The sequence below is a fragment of the Pseudogemmobacter lacusdianii genome, from assembly GCF_030848395.1.
In the GTDB taxonomy this organism is placed as follows: Bacteria; Pseudomonadota; Alphaproteobacteria; order Rhodobacterales; family Rhodobacteraceae; genus Pseudogemmobacter; species Pseudogemmobacter lacusdianii.
Map to the genome: position 1 here is coordinate 248,527 of NZ_JAVDBT010000005.1, position 15,018 is coordinate 263,544.

General features: G+C 62.2%; 13 protein-coding genes and 1 tRNA gene. 4 read left to right on the plus strand and 10 right to left on the minus strand.

All coding sequences use genetic code 11. From position 1 onward, the window contains the following. Positions 1–31: 31 nt before the first annotated feature. Positions 32–844, minus strand: a complete 813-nt coding sequence (locus Q9295_RS07135; protein ID WP_306679834.1) for an ABC transporter ATP-binding protein — start codon at positions 842–844, stop codon at positions 32–34. Between the two features lie 306 nt (positions 845–1,150). Between Q9295_RS07135 and Q9295_RS07140 the strand changes: the two genes are divergently transcribed. Beyond that, positions 1,151–2,383, plus strand: coding sequence for an ROK family transcriptional regulator (locus Q9295_RS07140; RefSeq protein WP_306679835.1), 1,233 nt, complete (start codon positions 1,151–1,153; stop codon positions 2,381–2,383). Here Q9295_RS07140 and Q9295_RS07145 read toward each other — a convergent pair. The 9 genes from Q9295_RS07145 to Q9295_RS07185 form a co-directional block, all read right to left on the minus strand. Continuing rightward, positions 2,380–3,150: a response regulator transcription factor gene (locus tag Q9295_RS07145; RefSeq protein ID WP_306679836.1), complete on the minus strand. Its 771-nt coding sequence runs from the start codon at positions 3,148–3,150 to the stop codon at positions 2,380–2,382. The two genes, Q9295_RS07140 and Q9295_RS07145, sit on opposite strands and share 4 nt — an antisense overlap. Further along, positions 3,147–4,130 (minus strand): substrate-binding domain-containing protein, encoded by a 984-nt coding sequence (locus Q9295_RS07150; protein WP_306679837.1) that lies wholly within the window; start codon positions 4,128–4,130, stop codon positions 3,147–3,149. Before Q9295_RS07150 ends, Q9295_RS07145 begins: the two co-directional genes overlap by 4 nt. A 114-nt stretch (positions 4,131–4,244) precedes the next feature. Continuing rightward, complete coding sequence (locus tag Q9295_RS07155) at positions 4,245–5,204, minus strand: ABC transporter substrate-binding protein (RefSeq protein WP_306679838.1); 960 nt, start codon at positions 5,202–5,204, stop codon at positions 4,245–4,247. 80 nt (positions 5,205–5,284) lie between these two features. Next, positions 5,285–6,301 carry an ABC transporter permease subunit gene (locus Q9295_RS07160; protein ID WP_306679839.1) on the minus strand — a complete coding sequence of 339 codons (1,017 nt, stop codon included), beginning with the start codon at positions 6,299–6,301 and terminating at the stop codon, positions 5,285–5,287. Positions 6,302–6,429: 128 nt separating this feature from the next. Continuing rightward, positions 6,430–7,956, minus strand: a complete 1,527-nt coding sequence (locus Q9295_RS07165; protein ID WP_306679840.1) for a sugar ABC transporter ATP-binding protein — start codon at positions 7,954–7,956, stop codon at positions 6,430–6,432. 120 nt (positions 7,957–8,076) lie between these two features. Beyond that, entirely contained in the window at positions 8,077–8,751 is a 675-nt protein-coding gene (locus Q9295_RS07170) for a nucleoside/nucleotide kinase family protein (protein ID WP_306679841.1), read from the minus strand. A 249-nt stretch (positions 8,752–9,000) separates the two neighbouring features. Continuing rightward, positions 9,001–11,598, minus strand: coding sequence for a hybrid sensor histidine kinase/response regulator (locus Q9295_RS07175; protein ID WP_306679842.1), 2,598 nt, complete (start codon positions 11,596–11,598; stop codon positions 9,001–9,003). A gap of 174 nt (positions 11,599–11,772) precedes the next feature. Next, positions 11,773–11,848 (minus strand) — tRNA-Ala (locus tag Q9295_RS07180). A gap of 112 nt (positions 11,849–11,960) precedes the next feature. Further along, entirely contained in the window at positions 11,961–12,296 is a 336-nt protein-coding gene (locus tag Q9295_RS07185) for a TIGR02300 family protein (protein WP_306679843.1), read from the minus strand. A 133-nt stretch (positions 12,297–12,429) separates the two neighbouring features. Here Q9295_RS07185 and Q9295_RS07190 point away from each other — a divergent pair, with 133 nt between their 5' ends. The 3 genes from Q9295_RS07190 (at position 12,430) to Q9295_RS07200 (ending at position 14,962) form a co-directional block, all read left to right on the plus strand. Next, complete coding sequence (locus Q9295_RS07190) at positions 12,430–13,149, plus strand: M48 family metallopeptidase (protein WP_306679844.1); 720 nt, start codon at positions 12,430–12,432, stop codon at positions 13,147–13,149. Positions 13,150–13,181: 32 nt separating this feature from the next. Continuing rightward, positions 13,182–13,829, plus strand: a complete 648-nt coding sequence (locus Q9295_RS07195) for a GntR family transcriptional regulator (protein ID WP_306679883.1) — start codon at positions 13,182–13,184, stop codon at positions 13,827–13,829. Between the two features lie 221 nt (positions 13,830–14,050). Continuing rightward, complete coding sequence (locus Q9295_RS07200) at positions 14,051–14,962, plus strand: pirin family protein (RefSeq protein WP_306679845.1); 912 nt, start codon at positions 14,051–14,053, stop codon at positions 14,960–14,962. Positions 14,963–15,018 lie beyond the last annotated feature (56 nt).

Genomic DNA, 15,018 nt, shown 5'->3' on the forward strand with positions numbered 1-15,018 from the left:
ATTTCTCCCTGTTTGGTTGTTTGCAGTCTTCTTACGAGACCGATTTTAGAAATTGCTTCAGCCGGGCCGATTTCGGGTCGCCAAACAGCTGCTCTGGCGGGCCCTCTTCCTCGATCAAGCCGTTATAAAGATAGACAACATGGTCCGAGACCTCGCGGGCGAATTTCATCTCATGCGTCACCAAAAGCATGGTGCGCCCTTCATCGGCCAGCGATCGGATGACGGCGAGAACCTCGCCGACCAGTTCGGGGTCCAAGGCTGAGGTCGGCTCATCAAACAGCATCGCGCGCGGCTCCAGACACAGCGCGCGGGCAATGGCAACGCGCTGCTGCTGGCCCCCAGAGAGGAAGGCAGGATAGGCGTCTTCCTTGGCCGCCAAGCCCACGCGGTCCAGCAATTTGCGCGCCCGATCAATGGCTTGTTCTTTGGCTGTGCCCAGCACATGCACCGGCACTTCGATCAGGTTTTCCAAGACCGTCTTATGGGTCCAAAGGTTAAACTGCTGAAACACCATGCCCAGACTGCGGCGCAACCGTTCGATTTGGCGCCGATCTGCCGGCGTGCCATCGGCGCGGCAGCGCACCTCCTCGCCACCAATCAAGATCCGGCCCGAGCTTGGCGTCTCAAGAAAGTTCACGCAGCGCAGCAGGGTGGATTTGCCCGAGCCCGAGCCGCCGATCAGCGTCACCACATCGCCCTCACGCGCCGAGATCGACACGCCTTTCAGCACCTCATGCTGACCAAAGCTTTTGTGCAGCGCCTCAACCTTAATTGCCTCGGCCGCCGCGAAGGGCTGGGCCGAGCCGTGGGGCAGGGTCGCAGAAATACTGGCGTCAGAGCCCATCGGTAATACTTTCGGTCGTCCAATTCCGCTCAGACGAACAGAAGGATTTGTGCAATGCAAGCAAAGACTGGTGCGGCAGCTGCGGTTTGCAGTGCCAAGATCGCAGCCGGGGCAACGCCTTAGGCGCATCACGCCATCGCTGTGCAACCTGAAGGTGAGGTGCTGGTCCCCTTTCATCATGCGCTATAATAAAGCCTTGCGCCCTTTCGAAGTGCCCGAGAGCTGTGCCACTTGATCCCAGCCTGTTCCCGCGAAATAATCGTGCCGCTGCATCCTTGCGGCCAGATCCATTGAGAGGGCCAAAAGATGAGCGGAAAAGGCAGCAATTCAGCTAAGTTGCGCCAGTATAACGAGCGTTTCGTCCTGCAAGCCCTGCGCCAATTGCGCGAAGGCTCAAAATCCGATCTGGCCCGAATGGCGCATCTGACGCCGGCTGCGGTGGCGGGCATTGTCGATGGGCTGGAGAAGGCCGGTTTCGTTAAGCAAGTGGGAAAAAGGCTAGGCCTGCGCGGCTCGCCTTCGGTGCTTTACCGCCCCAATGCCAACCGGCTCTACAGCATCGGCCTTAAGATCGGTCGCCGCGCGCTTCAGGCGGTCTTGCTGGATTTCGCCGGAGAAGTCTGCGCCAGTATTGAGCGGGACTACGACTTTCCCGATCCCGCCGTGGTGCGTCGCGCGGGCAATGCGGCAATCGCCGAGTTCTCCGCGCAGGTCGCCCGAACCGAAGGCGCGACTTTGGCGGGCCTTGGCATTGCCGCCCCCTATTATTTGGGCGGCTGGAGCGAAGAGCTGGAGCTGCCGCAAGGCCTTGGCGCACTGTGGCAAGAAATTGATCTTAAAATATTTTTCAAGACCGATCCGGGGCTGCTGGTCTGTGTCGAGAATGACGCCACCGCCGCCGCCCATGCCGAGCTGGCCTTGGGCCAAGGCAGCCGGTTTCGCGATTTCATGCATATCTCGATCGACAGTTTTATCGGCGGCGGGCTGGTTTTGGGCGGCAAGGTCCATGCCGGGCCGCATGGCAACAGCGCCGCTTTGGGGCCGCTGCCGGTCTCGCCTTCAACCTTGAGCGGTGCGGCTGCCCGTCCGGCGCGCTATTCCAGCCTGCTGCACCGCGCCTCGGCCTATGTGCTTTTGAACCATTTGCGCGCTTGCGGGCTGTCCATCACCCGGGTGCGCGACCTCGAACCTTTGCCGAAAGAGGCGCGCCAGCCGGTGCAGGATTGGCTTGACGATTGCGCCGCCGCTTTGGCCGAGGCGATCATCGCCATCACCTCGATCCTCGACCCCGAGGCGATCATCATCGACAGCATCCTGCCGCGCGCGCTGCACTCCGATCTGGTGGCGCAGGTGCAACGCCGCTTCAGCCAAGCGGCACCGATCGGCATTGTGGCACCGCAAATCCTCAGTGGCACGCTTGGTCCGCAGGCATCCGCAATGGGGGCGGCGAGCCTGCCGATCTCGGCACTGCTGGCACCCGATTCCAGCATCTTGATGTTGGGGGATGAGGCGGGCGGCCTTGCCGGACGGCTCTCCTAAGACCGCGACACCTCGCCGCCGTTGATAATTTCCACAGCGCCTGCAAAGAGATAGCCAATCGCGCGCTCGGTCACGATCAGACGCGGCTGGCTGGGGTCGGGCTCAATCTTGCGTCGCAATCGCAGGATCAGAACGTCAATCGTGCGCTCATAAACCGCGTCATGGCTGCGCCGCGTCAAATCCAACAGCTGCGCCCGCGACAGGATGCGGCCATGCGCGGCCAAAAGTGCGGCCAAAAGGTCAAACTCGCCCACCGTCAGTTCCACCGGGCGACCGCTTGGATCGCTCAACTTCCGTCGCGCGCTGTCTAGGCTCCAACCCTCAAAGCGAAACCCGTCTCGCAGGCTTGGCTCGCCAAGCGGCGGGGCAGGGGCGGCAGTACTGCGGCGCAAAACCGCCCGGATCCGCGCTGCCAATTCGCGCAGGCTGAAGGGTTTCACCAGATAATCATCGGCGCCAATTTCAAGCCCCACAACCCGGTCCACCTCAGAGCCGCGGCCCGTCAGGATGATGATCGGAACCCCATGCAAAGCGCGGATCTTGGCCGCCAAAGCAAAGCCATCCTCATCCGGCAGGCCCAGATCCAACAGCACCAAGGCGGGCAGTTCTTCGGCCAAAAGCTGCATCAACCCGCGCGCATCGGCGCAAGTGGCGCTGCGATAGCCCTCGGCTTGCAACATATCGGCCAAAAGCAGCGCCTGATCGGCGTCATCCTCGACCACAAGGATCAACGGGCCTTGCCCCGTGGCTTTCTCTGCCGCGCTCACGGCGCAGCCATCCAATAATCCTTGCCCGTCACCACCATCTCGCGGGTCAAAAGCTGCACCGGCACCGAGATCGAGCGTTGGGCCAAATCCTCACCGCGCCACAGCGCCAGCCCTGCCGCAACCGCCTCATCCGCCATGACTTTCGGGTGCTGCGCGACCGAGGCGGCGAGAAGACTGCCGGGCTCCATCATCGCGCGTAAGCCTTCGGGCGAGGCATCGACCGAGACGATAAAGAACTCATCCCGCCCCGCTTCTCGCGCGGCCTGCATCACCCCAAGCGAGGTCGGATCGTTGAAGGAAAACACCGCATCGATATGCGGCAAGCGCGGCAAGAGCGAGGACATATAGGTCAACCCGCCAAGCCGCGAGCCGCCCGAATCGCCATGTTCAGACAGCAAAGTGATCTCGGGATAGGATGAAAGCGCCTTCTGGCAGCCCTCATTGCGGTGCAGCACCGCCGAAACCGGGGGGCCGTAAAGAATGAGCACATTGCCTTTGCCCGCCAACCGCTCGGCGATAAAGGCGCAAGCCGCGCGCCCGGCCTCAATATTATCCGAGGTCACCACCAGATCAGCGCCTTCAGCTTCCACATCCACCGCGATGACGGGGATGCGCTTGGCACGCGCCTCGGCAATCACCTCGGTTAAGGCGCTGGTGTTAACCGCATTGATGATCAGGAAATCTGCGCCATTGGCCACTGCATCGCGGAGCTGTTGGCGCTGCCGGTTCAGGTCGTAACCGCTTGAACGCACCACCACCTCGGCCTGCGGCGCGACGATGTTCAGCCGCGCCTCAATCTGGCGGGCGAGATGAGAGAAAAACGGGTTGGACAGATCGGCGATGATCACCTCAACCCGCTGCGGGAGCGGTGCGTCTTGTGCAATGGCAGGGGAGAGTGGCGCCAGGCAGCACGTCAAAAGCGCAAAGCGGCGAAAGCCGCCGCGCTGCGGGTTCAGAAAGGCCTGCACTGCCTTAAGCATTTGCATTCTCCTTGCGGCACAAGGCTAATCTAAAAGGCGGCGGATACAAGGTTCCTGAAAAACCCGCAGCCGCCGCCAGATCGCCGCATCAAAGAAAGTGCTGCTTAGCTTGGATCAATTGGTGGCGGTCGGGTCCGCCGCCCAGCCAACGTAGCTGCCGATATTGTCACGCGTCACCAGCTTGGAATCCATCAGCTCCACCGGCTCGGCCAAAGTCTCGCCGTTCAAGAGTTGCACCCCCAAAGCCACCGCGCGCCGCGCCATATCATAGGGGTTTTGCGAGGCCGAAGCCTCAATCATTGCCGAGGCGCTGTCCTTCAGCGCCACTTCGATATCCGGCGCACCATCGACGGCAGTGATGACAATCCCCTCGCGGCCCTGCTGGCGCGCGGCCAGATCGGTGCCAATGGCTTGCGGATCGTTGATCGCAAAGACCGCGTCAATCTCGGGGAAGCGCACCAGATGCGATTGCATCACATTAAGCCCGCCTTCGCGTGAGCCTTTGCCGTCTTGATCGTCCGACAGAACCGTGATCCCCGGCGCAGCCTCAAGCACCGCTTTGCAGCCATTCACCCGGTCCACCACGGCCGAGACCTGCGGGCCGTTTTGGATGATCACATTGCCCTTGCCGTCCAGCCGATCGACGATGTGCTGGCAGGCGATCTCACCGGCTTGCACATTGTTGGTGGTCACAACCGCATCAGCGGCCTCGGCGAAAGTATCCACCGCCACGACCACAATCCCGGCCTCTTGCGCGCGTTTGATCGCTGGCCCAATCGCCGAAGCATCAGCGGGGTTGAGCAAGATCAGATCGACCCCGGCCGAGATGAAATTGTCGATCTGGGCGAATTGTTTGGCAATGTCATAATCATAGCCAAAAGCCAGTACCTCAACATCGGGGTTCACCGATTTCGCTTCCGCCTCGGCGCCGCGCGCCAGCGCCACGAAGAAGGGGTTGCTCATCGTTCCAAGCGAGATCCCGATCCGCTCCAGCTTTTCCTCGGCCAGTGCCGGGGTGGTCAGGGCCATCAAACCCGCCAAAGCCACGCCCGTTTTCAACATAGATTTCAGCATCAACTTTCTCCTCCCAGGCGGTTTAAAAACAGGTTCCCCAAGGCAGGCCTGGCGCCGCAGGGACCCTCAGCGCTTCCCCCTCAGGTCCGCGCAGATTCCCTTTGGCGCAGGCGGTCCAGCGCCACCGCGCCGATGATCACCAGGCCCTTGATGACATATTGCCAGATGTCTGAGACGCCGATCAGCACCAGCCCGTTCGAGAGCACCGCAATGATCAAAGCGCCGATCAGCGTGCCCCAGATCGTGCCGATCCCGCCGACGAAAGAGGTGCCGCCCAAGATCACCGCGGCAATCGCATCAAGCTCATAGGCTTGGCCGAGTTGCAGCCCGTTGGCGGCGAAAAGCCGGGTCGAAACCATCACCCCGCCAAGCCCGGCCAAAAGCCCCGAGATGCCGTAAACGATCAGATAGATCCGCGGCACTTTGATGCCCGACAACCGCGCCGCCGCCTCATTGCCGCCGACCGAATAAATATGCGTGCCCAAAACCGTGCGCTTCAGCACAAACCACGAGGCCAAGATCACCAGGAAGGCGATCACCGCCAGCCAAGGCAAAGCGAAGATCTCAGGAATGATCGGGATCGAGCTGTTGCCGATAAAGCTGAACGGTATCTCGGGGTTAAAGATTGTTGTGTCATTGCCCATCAGCCGGGCAATGCCGCGCACCGCGGTGAGCGAACCTAAAGTGACGATGAAAGGCGGTAATTTCAGCGCCGAGATCAAAAAGCCATTGAGCATGCCAAAGGCCAGACCCGTGGCCAAAGCTGCGAAGACCCAAAGGTATTCCACCCCCGGCATGTTCGACACGATCAGCCCCGCCATCGCCGCCGCCGCCAGCACCGAACCCACCGAAAGGTCGATCCCGGCGGTCAGAATGACAAAGGTCATCCCCGCCGCCAGCACGGTGTTAACCGAGGCTTGTTGCAGCACCACGCTGACATTCTGGCCGGTAAAAAAGCGGCCATCCGACAAAAGATGAAAGCCAATCGCCACCAAGATCAGCACAGGCAGCATGCCCAGCGTCGCCATCATCGCCTTCAGGCGCTGCTGGCGCTCGGCCGCACCAGGCCCTGCGCTCGCGGTTTGAGAATTGCTCATAATGTCCCTCCTCCAAGGGTGAATGTCCGGGTCTGCCGGGCCCATTGGGGGGACCGGCAGACCGCACGAGATACGTCGTCACTCGTTAAAAATTGACCGGGAGGCCGCAGGATCCTCCCGGATCCGTCTCAGGCGGCTACAGCGGAGCGGCCGATGCCCGAGGCGAATGCCATGATGTTTTCCTGCGTGGCTGGAATGCCGGTGTCGCCGCCAACCTCGCCGCTGATCCGCCCCTCATGCATCACCAGAATGCGGTCGGCGACGCCCAGTACTTCGGGCAGCTCGGAGGAGATCACCAAGATCGCCACACCCTCGCGGGCCAAGGCGTCGATGATGCGGTAAATCTCTGATTTTGCGCCAATATCCACGCCGCGCGTCGGCTCATCCAAGATCAGAACGCGCGGGCGGATCTGTAGCCAGCGCGACAAAAGCACCTTTTGCTGATTGCCGCCCGACAGCCCGCCCACCGGGAAACCGGCATGGGGCACTCGCACCGAAAGGTTGCGGATCGATTCGTCGGCACGGGCACGGGCACGAGAGCGGTTCAGCACCATGCCCCAACGCGCATCGCTGCGCAGCACGCCGGTGTTGATGTTTTCCTCGCAAGACATATCGAGGAAAAGCCCGTTGCCACGCCGATCCTCGGTCAGATAGGCGACCCGCGCCGCGATGGCGTCTTGTGGGGTGTTCGGCGCAAAGACTTCGCCGTCCAGCCACATCGCGCCGCCCTTGCGCGGCCTTGCGCCGAAGATCGCCTGCGCCAGCTCGGACCGGCCCGAGCCGACCAGTCCGGCCATGCCCACCACCTCACCCGCGCGCAACTCAAACGAACAGCCATGCACCCGGCTGCCATCGGAAAGCTCGCTTACCCGCAGCACCGTCTCGGTGTAAGCCGCCTTGCTGCCGGCGGTCTTGGTGTAAAGCGAGGACAATTCGCGCCCCACCATATGGCGCACAATCGCCTCGGGCGAGGCTTCGTCTTTGCTCAAAGTGCCAGTATAGCTGCCGTCGCGCAGGATCGAGACGCGATCGGCCAGCTCATAAACCTCATTCATCCGATGCGAGATATAGACGATCGCCAGCCCTTCATCGCGCAGTTGCCGGATCATCGAGAAGAGCCCCGCCGTCTCGCGCTCTGACAGCGCAGTCGTCGGCTCATCCATGATCAGAATGCGCGAATCTGCGTGCAAAGCGCGGGCGATTTCAACCAGTTGCTGGTTGGCCACGTTCAGATAGCGCACCGTATTGCCGGGGCCAAACCCCGCACCCAGCCGCTTCAGCACCGGCGCGACCGAGGCTTCCATCTCGGCCTTGCGCAGCACGCCACCATGCGAGAGCTCGCGGCCAAGGTAGATATTCTCGGCCACCGTCAGATTGGGCGACAGCGCCAGCTCTTGATAGATGATCGAAATCCCGGCGGCGCGGGCGCTGATCGGGCCGGTGATATTGACCGGCGTACCGTCGATCAGAATCTCAGCCCCTGCATCGGGCCGATAAGCGCCCGAAAGGATCTTCATCAGCGTCGATTTGCCGGCGCCATTCTCGCCCATCAAAGCGTGAACCTCGCCGGGGAACAGCTGCAATTGCACATTCGTCAGCGCCTTCACGCTGCCGAAAGTCTTTGAAACGCCCCGCATTTCGAGCACTGGCTGCATCACTCTCTCCCTCTTCACCACGACGGCGAACCCTTGTGGGAGGAGTAAAGGCGAGCGATGTGAACGAATGATCTTCGATTTTCACTCGGTCTCGTTCATCGTTCATTAACAATCGCCGCGTTACGGCTGCAGGATGACATCGCCCTGACTGTTGTTGCGGATCAGCGCGGCATTGGGCAGGTCATTGCCCTCGACATGGGCGATCACATCGGCGGGGCTGCAGCCCAGATCGCGCCAGCGCCGGGTCAGGCGGCGGCGCAGCTCGGTCTCGGGGACGTCGATCACGGCGGTCAGATCGAAAAGCCCGCGCAGCGCCGCCCAAGGCCCGCTGGTCAGGCCCAGATAATTGCCCTCCACCACGACAAATTTGGTCGCGGCGGGCAAAAGCTCGGCGCAGCCGCGCACCACGTCGAGCTCGCGGTCAAAGACCGGCATCACCACCGGCTCGCGCGCCCGGATGCGCCGCAGCATTGCGCCAAGGCCTGCAATATCAAAGGTATCCACCGCGCCCTTGCGGTGACGCAGGCCCAGCCGGTCGAGCAGCAGGTTGTCAAAGTGAAAGCCATCGGCCTGCAAAATTCCGGCATCACCAAGCCGATTGGCCAAGATCCGCGCCAAGGTGGATTTGCCGGCACCGGGCGGGCCGGCCAAGGCGATGATGAAGCGCTCATACCCCGCGGCGCGCTGCATGATCTGCGCCAGAGCATGGTCCAAGCTGCGCGGCGCCGAGGGCCGCATGTCGCCACTCTCGCAGCGCCCTTGCGCCTCTTTCTTCAAGCCAGACAAGGCGACCATGCACATCTCCACACGAAACGCATCTTTATGTAACCTGCTATCATAAAGATAAAATCAAGTCCATAGATGCCGCTGTGACAGGCCCTGCGCTTCCCGTGTTAACCAGCGTCATCGCGCAGAGATTTTATGCGATTGCGGGAAAACTCCACTACTTAAGTGAGCTGCCGAGCCGAGCTTCTGATGAGGAGAGGCGCGGAGTTCAGATCTATTAAAATAATCTTTGCTATAATTAACGGTGATCTGCGTCTTCTAAACCGCTGCGCCGCGACCTTGAAGCGCGCGGCTCACCGCCGTCGCCAAATCGCCCGTGCGATAGGGTTTTCGCAGCAGGGCCGCCCCTTCGGGCAGGGTCAGAGGGTGGTCATCCTCAGCCTGCATATAGCCCGAGGTGAAAAGAAGCGGAACGCCGGGCAAGAGCCGCGCGGCCTCGCGCGCGACATCAAGGCCGGTCTGGCCTTCGGGCAATAGGAAATCGGTGAAGATCAACGCAAAATCGCCCTCGGCCATTGCCGCCTGCGCCGAGGCGACATCGCCGACCACCTGCACGCGGTAGCCCAGAGAGGTTAGCATATCCGCCGCCGTCTCACGCACCAAAGGGTCATCCTCGACCAGCAAAATCCGCTGACCTTCGCCCAAGGCGGGCAGGGGGGCTTGGGTCAAAACCGGCCCCGCCGGTTCCGCCGCAAGCGGTAAGGGTAGGCGGATTTCCACCTTGGTGCCCTGTCCTGGCGCGCTTTCCACCACGATCTCCCCACCCGATTGCGCGATGAAGCCGTAAACCATGCTGAGCCCCAGCCCCGAGCCGCGCCCATTGCTTTTGGTGGTGAAAAAGGGCTCGTAAATCCGCGCCTGCACCTCGGCCGACATGCCAATGCCGGTATCGGTCACCGAAAGCGCCAGCACCTGAGTCTCGGGTTGCAGCTTTGCCGCCAAAGTCACCGTGCCACCGTCCCCGATGGCGTCGCGCGCGTTGAAGAGCAGGTTCAGCACTGCACTTTCCAGCTGCCCCGGATCCACCATCACCCCCGGCAGATCCGGCGCAATCTCGGCCCGGATCTCAATGGTCGGCCCCAGCCGATATCCCAGCAACTCCAGCAGGTTGAACATCAGCTCGTCCACCTGCGTCATCTCGGGCCGCAAGGTCTGCTGGCGCGAAAACGCCAACAGCCTTTGCGTGACCGAGGCCGCGCGTTCGGTGGCATCCAAAGCGCGCAGGATGCGGGCTGAAAGCTTGGGGTCTTCATAAAGCTGGTCTTGCAGCATCTGCAGATTGCCGCTGATCGCGGCTAGGAAGTTATTGAAATCATGCGCAATGCCGCCGGTCAGCTGACCCACAGCCTCCATCCTTTGGGCTTGGCGCAACTGGCGCTCGATCTGGCGGCGGTCGGTCTGATCCATATAGACGGTGGCAAAGCCGCCCTCAGGCATCGGCTGGCTGCGGATTTCGATCACCCTTCCGTCGCGCAGATGCAGCTCATAAGAGGCGCGATCGCCGCTGCGCAGAATGGCGGTGGCTTTGTGCTCCACCGGCCTGCCGTCAAGGCTGTGCAGCCTCGCCCCGGCCTCCTGCAACAGCGCCGCCACCTCGGCAAAGCCCATGCCATGCCGCACCCGTTCCGCCGCAAGCCCCGTCATCGCCAGAAACTGCGGGTTCCACGAGACCAGCCGTTGCCGGGCGTCAAACACCGAAATCCCGTCGCTCATATTGGCATACATCGCCTCGACCAGCCGATTGCCTTCGCTCAGCTGTTCGGCCAGACGTTCGCGCTCGCGGCTGGCGTCTTTGAAGATGCTAAACGCCCGCGCCAGACTGCCCAATTCGTCACTGCGCTGCAGCCCCGGAATGCTGGCACTGCTGTCGCCCGAGGCGAGCCGCGACATCGCCCGCGTCACCGCATCCAAATTCCGCGCGAGATCCGTGAGCACATAAAGCGCCGTTAGCCCCGCAGCGATAATCGCAATTGTGCCAAGCAGGCCAATGCTTTGCATGGTGCGTTGCAGGGTCTGGCTCAGCTCTTGGCTCTGCGCCTCGGCCGCCGCTGACGTCGCGCTGACGATGGCGGCAACCGCATCGCCCATATCGGTCGACAGCGTCTGGATCGAGGCCAGCAGGAAGCGCACCCGTTGCAGCACCTGCAATTCCTTGCGCCGCAGATCGAAGAGTTGGGCCTGTTGCGCCATGAAGCGCGGCACATCGGCGGCCTCGGGTGGCAGTTCGACCGTCTGCAGAAGGTCGCCAATCTGGTGATACCGCGTCTCCAGCTGGTCCAGCTGCCAAGGGCTCTCGCTGATTCGCGCGCTCAGCACGATGCTCACCGCTTCCGAGAACAGTTGGCGCGGCGAGCTCCAAACCGTCGCCGACAGCGCCGTTTGCAGCCCGCCTTGCGCATCAAAGCCATATTGCAGCTCGACCATTTCGGCCCGCAACTCCAAGCCCTTGCGGCTTGCGTCCAAAAGCTGCTCGGTGCTGCGCGACAGGTTTGCTGCGAGATCGCGCAGCTTCTGGCCGCTCTCACCGGTAAAGGCGCTGCTCTGCGGCAGCTGCGCCACCAAAAGATCCAAGCCGCGAATCATCCCATCGATTCGCAATGCCTCGGCATCCAATTGGTTCATCACCTCAACCGAAGAGACAAACGGCGCCAGTGAGGCCAGCGCGGTGCTGTGCCGCGCCAGTTGCGTCGCCGCAAGAATATCGGGCAGCCGCTCATCGCTGAGGGCCGTCACCGTATTGCCAGTGCGGTGCAGCCCCGCCACCGCCAGCATGGCCGAGCCGATCATCAGCGCCAGCATGGCCGCAATCGCCAGCAAAAGCTTAGCCCGGACCGAGCGTGGCAGAGCGATGGGCATGACCCCTCCATCCCTATGGATCCAAAAGTGATCCTGACAGAGGCGGCGCATTCGACCAAGCCTGAGATGCAGGCGGCTTTGCGGGGAGGGGGGGCAACAGAGCCCTGAAAATGACAACGCCCCGCGCAAGCGCAGGGCGTCTGTCAATCTAGCTCAATCAAGCGATTGAGAATTTGGTGGAGCCAAGGAGGATCGAACTCCTGACCTCTTGCATGCCATGCAAGCGCTCTCCCAGCTGAGCTATGGCCCCACTCTATCTCTGCGTTTCCGCTTCGATCTCTCGACGTTTCCGTCTCGATGTCGGCTATTTAGTGGGCTGCGCGGGGGGCTGCAAGAGGAAAAATGCAGTCCCGCGCAATATCTTAAACTTCTTCTTCGTCGCCCGCGACATCAGCCAATTCGTCCAACGAGACGTTGTCGTCGCTGTCATCCTCGAGCAGGTCATCATCGATCTCGGCCTCATCAGAGACCGCTGCTTCGAGCAGATCATCATCGGCTTCCAGATCGTCGACCAGAACGTCGTCGTCTTTCTCGGGAGCGACCCGAGCGATCACAGCGGCAGCCATTTTGCGGCGTGCGGATTCAATATCCACCACTTCGCCGGTATAGGGGCTGACCACGGGTACGCGATTCAGGTCATAGAAGCGCTTGCCAGTCGTCGGGCAGATACGTTTCGTGCCCCATTCTGCTTTGGGCATGGGTTATCCCCTTCAACGGATGTCCAGAAACCCGCCCCTTGCCACAGGCACCGGGCGGTGTCAAAGCCTTTTGGTCCAGTGCCGAAATGGCGATCACACCCCAACCGTTCAAGGGGATTGCGCGAGGCTTTTTATGCCGGTTCTTCCGGGAGATCCGCCGATCGAAGTGCATCTGCGCCGCTCCGCGCAAGCGCGGCGCTTCTCGCTGCGTGTCTCGCGGCTCGATGGCAAGGTGACGCTGTCGCTGCCGACCCGTGCGCGGGAACGTGAGGCTTTGGCCTTTCTGGCCGGTCAAGAGGGCTGGCTGCGCCGGACTTTGGGGGAAATGCCGGAATCACAGCGCGCGGGCGTCGGTATCGGCAGCTTGGTCCCGGTCGAGGGGCGGATGCTGGAACTGGTGCAAGGCACTGGCCGCGCTATCAAAGTTGACGGCGACCAGCTTTTGGTGCCGGGCGATCCGGCCCGCGCGGGCGTGCGGCTGCAAGCTTGGCTCAAGGTGCTGGCGCGCGACCGGCTGGCGATTGCCTCGACCCGTTATGCCGCACAATTGGGGCGCAGCTATGCGCGGCTCAGCCTGCGCGACACCCGCTCACGCTGGGGTTCGTGCAGCCATGACGGCACTTTGATGTATTCCTGGCGGCTGATTATGGCCCCGCCTTCGGTGCTGGACTATGTCGCCGCCCATGAATGCGCGCATCTCATTGAGATGAACCATTCCCCGGCCTTCTGGGCGGTGGTTGAGAGCATCTACCCCAATTGGCAGCGCCAGCGCGGCTGGCTGCATGACCAAGGCAGCAGCTTGCACCGCTACCGATTCGCCAGCACCACGTCAGAGCCTGAGGACAGGGATTGACCGCCCCCGCTGGCGGTGCTTCCCTCCGCGGCATGATTGCGCCTCGTCCCACCGATCCCAATGCCTCCGCCCATGAGCGGCTTTATCGCGCGCTGCGCCAGCAGGTGTTGCATGGTGAACTGGCCCCCGGCCAAGCGCTGACCCTGCGCGGTCTTGGCAAAACCTTTGGCGTCTCGATGACCCCAGCGCGTGAGGCGGTGCGGCGGCTGGTGGCGGAAGGCGCGCTGACGCTGACCTCCTCGGGCCGGATCAGCACGCCGGAATTATCCCCCGAGAGGATCGAGGAGCTGGCCGCGATCCGCGCCATGCTGGAACCTGAGCTGGCCTCGCGCGCCTTGCCCCGTGCGCATTTCGCGTTGATCGAGCGGCTTGCGGCGATCAATTCGCTGAACGCCGAAGCGGCGGTGAAGCAAGATGCCGTCGCTTACGTCCGCACGAACCTTGAGTTTCACCGCACGCTTTATCTGCGCGCCCAATCCCCCGCCATGCTGGCTCTGTGCGAGACCGTCTGGCTGCAACTTGGCCCCACCATGCGCGCGGTCTATGCGCGGCTGAAGCGGCGCGAGCCGCCGCAGCACCACCGCATGATCCTTGCAGCCCTGAAGGCAGGCGACGAGCCGGGCCTGCGCCTTGCGGTGCGCACCGATGTCACCCAAGGCCTGCGGCATCTCAGCGGCTGATCCAATTGAGCGCCTTGCGGCGCAAAGTATTTCTCCGCCTCTGCGCCTGCGGCGCAACCGGCGGTTCGTGCCTCCGGCGGGGATATTTTTGTTCTGAAAGAGAACTTGTGCGTTTTCGCACTTTAAGGGGCTTGGTTTCGGGGTTTCTGTGCGGGTGTCTTTGGGTCATCTTCTGACCATACCGGCGCTTTAGAGCAACCGCGCCGAGGAAGGAGACCCCAATGTCCATTCGTCCGGTGATCGAGACCCGTCGCGCCCAGCCCTTTGTCGAGGGCGCTGGCGTCAACCTGCATCGCGCCTTTGGCTTCACCGACCCGACCGAGGCCGATCCCTTCCTCTTGTTCGATGATTTCCGTGGCGATCATCCCAGCGACTACTCCGCGGGTTTCCCTTGGCATCCGCATCGCGGCATCGAGACCATCACCTATGTTTTGGCGGGCACCGTTGAGCATGGCGATTCCCTTGGCAATCGCGGGATCTTGGGGCCGGGGTCTTTGCAGCTGATGACGGCGGGCCGTGGGATCTTGCACCAAGAGATGCCGAAAGGCGATGCGCAGGGCCGGATGCATGGCTTCCAGCTTTGGGGCAACCTGCCGCGCGATCTGAAGATGACCGACCCGCGTTATCAAGACGTGCCGGGGGTGGAACTGCCCGAGCGGCATGAGGATGATGGCACCTCGATCCGGGTGGTGATCGGCGATTATCGCGGGGTGAAGAGCCCGGTCGAAGGCATCGCCGCCGATCCGCAATACCTTGATATCTTCGTGCCTGCCGGCAAGCGCAAGACGTTCAAGGTCGACACCCATCGTCGTGCCTTTGCCTATGTCTTTGAAGGGGCAGGGCGGTTCCGCGATGCCGCTCATCCCGAAGGCGTGCTTTTGGAAAAAGAGGTGCGCGGCCAAGAGGTCAATATCCGTGACCTCTCCGGCAACCGCACGCTTGTGCGCTTTGGCGCGGGCGATGAGGTGACGGTGACGGCGGGGCCGGAAGGTGTGCGCTTCCTTTTGATCTCGGGTGCGCCAATCGAAGAGCCGGTGGCTTGGGCCGGGCCGATCGTGATGAACAGCCAAGAAGAGCTGCGCCAAGCCTTTGCCGAGCTGCGCAATGGCACCTTCATCAAGCCTGCGCATTAAGGCCCGGGCATTAAGCTTCCCAAATGAAAACGGCGGCGGATTTCTCCGCCGCCGTT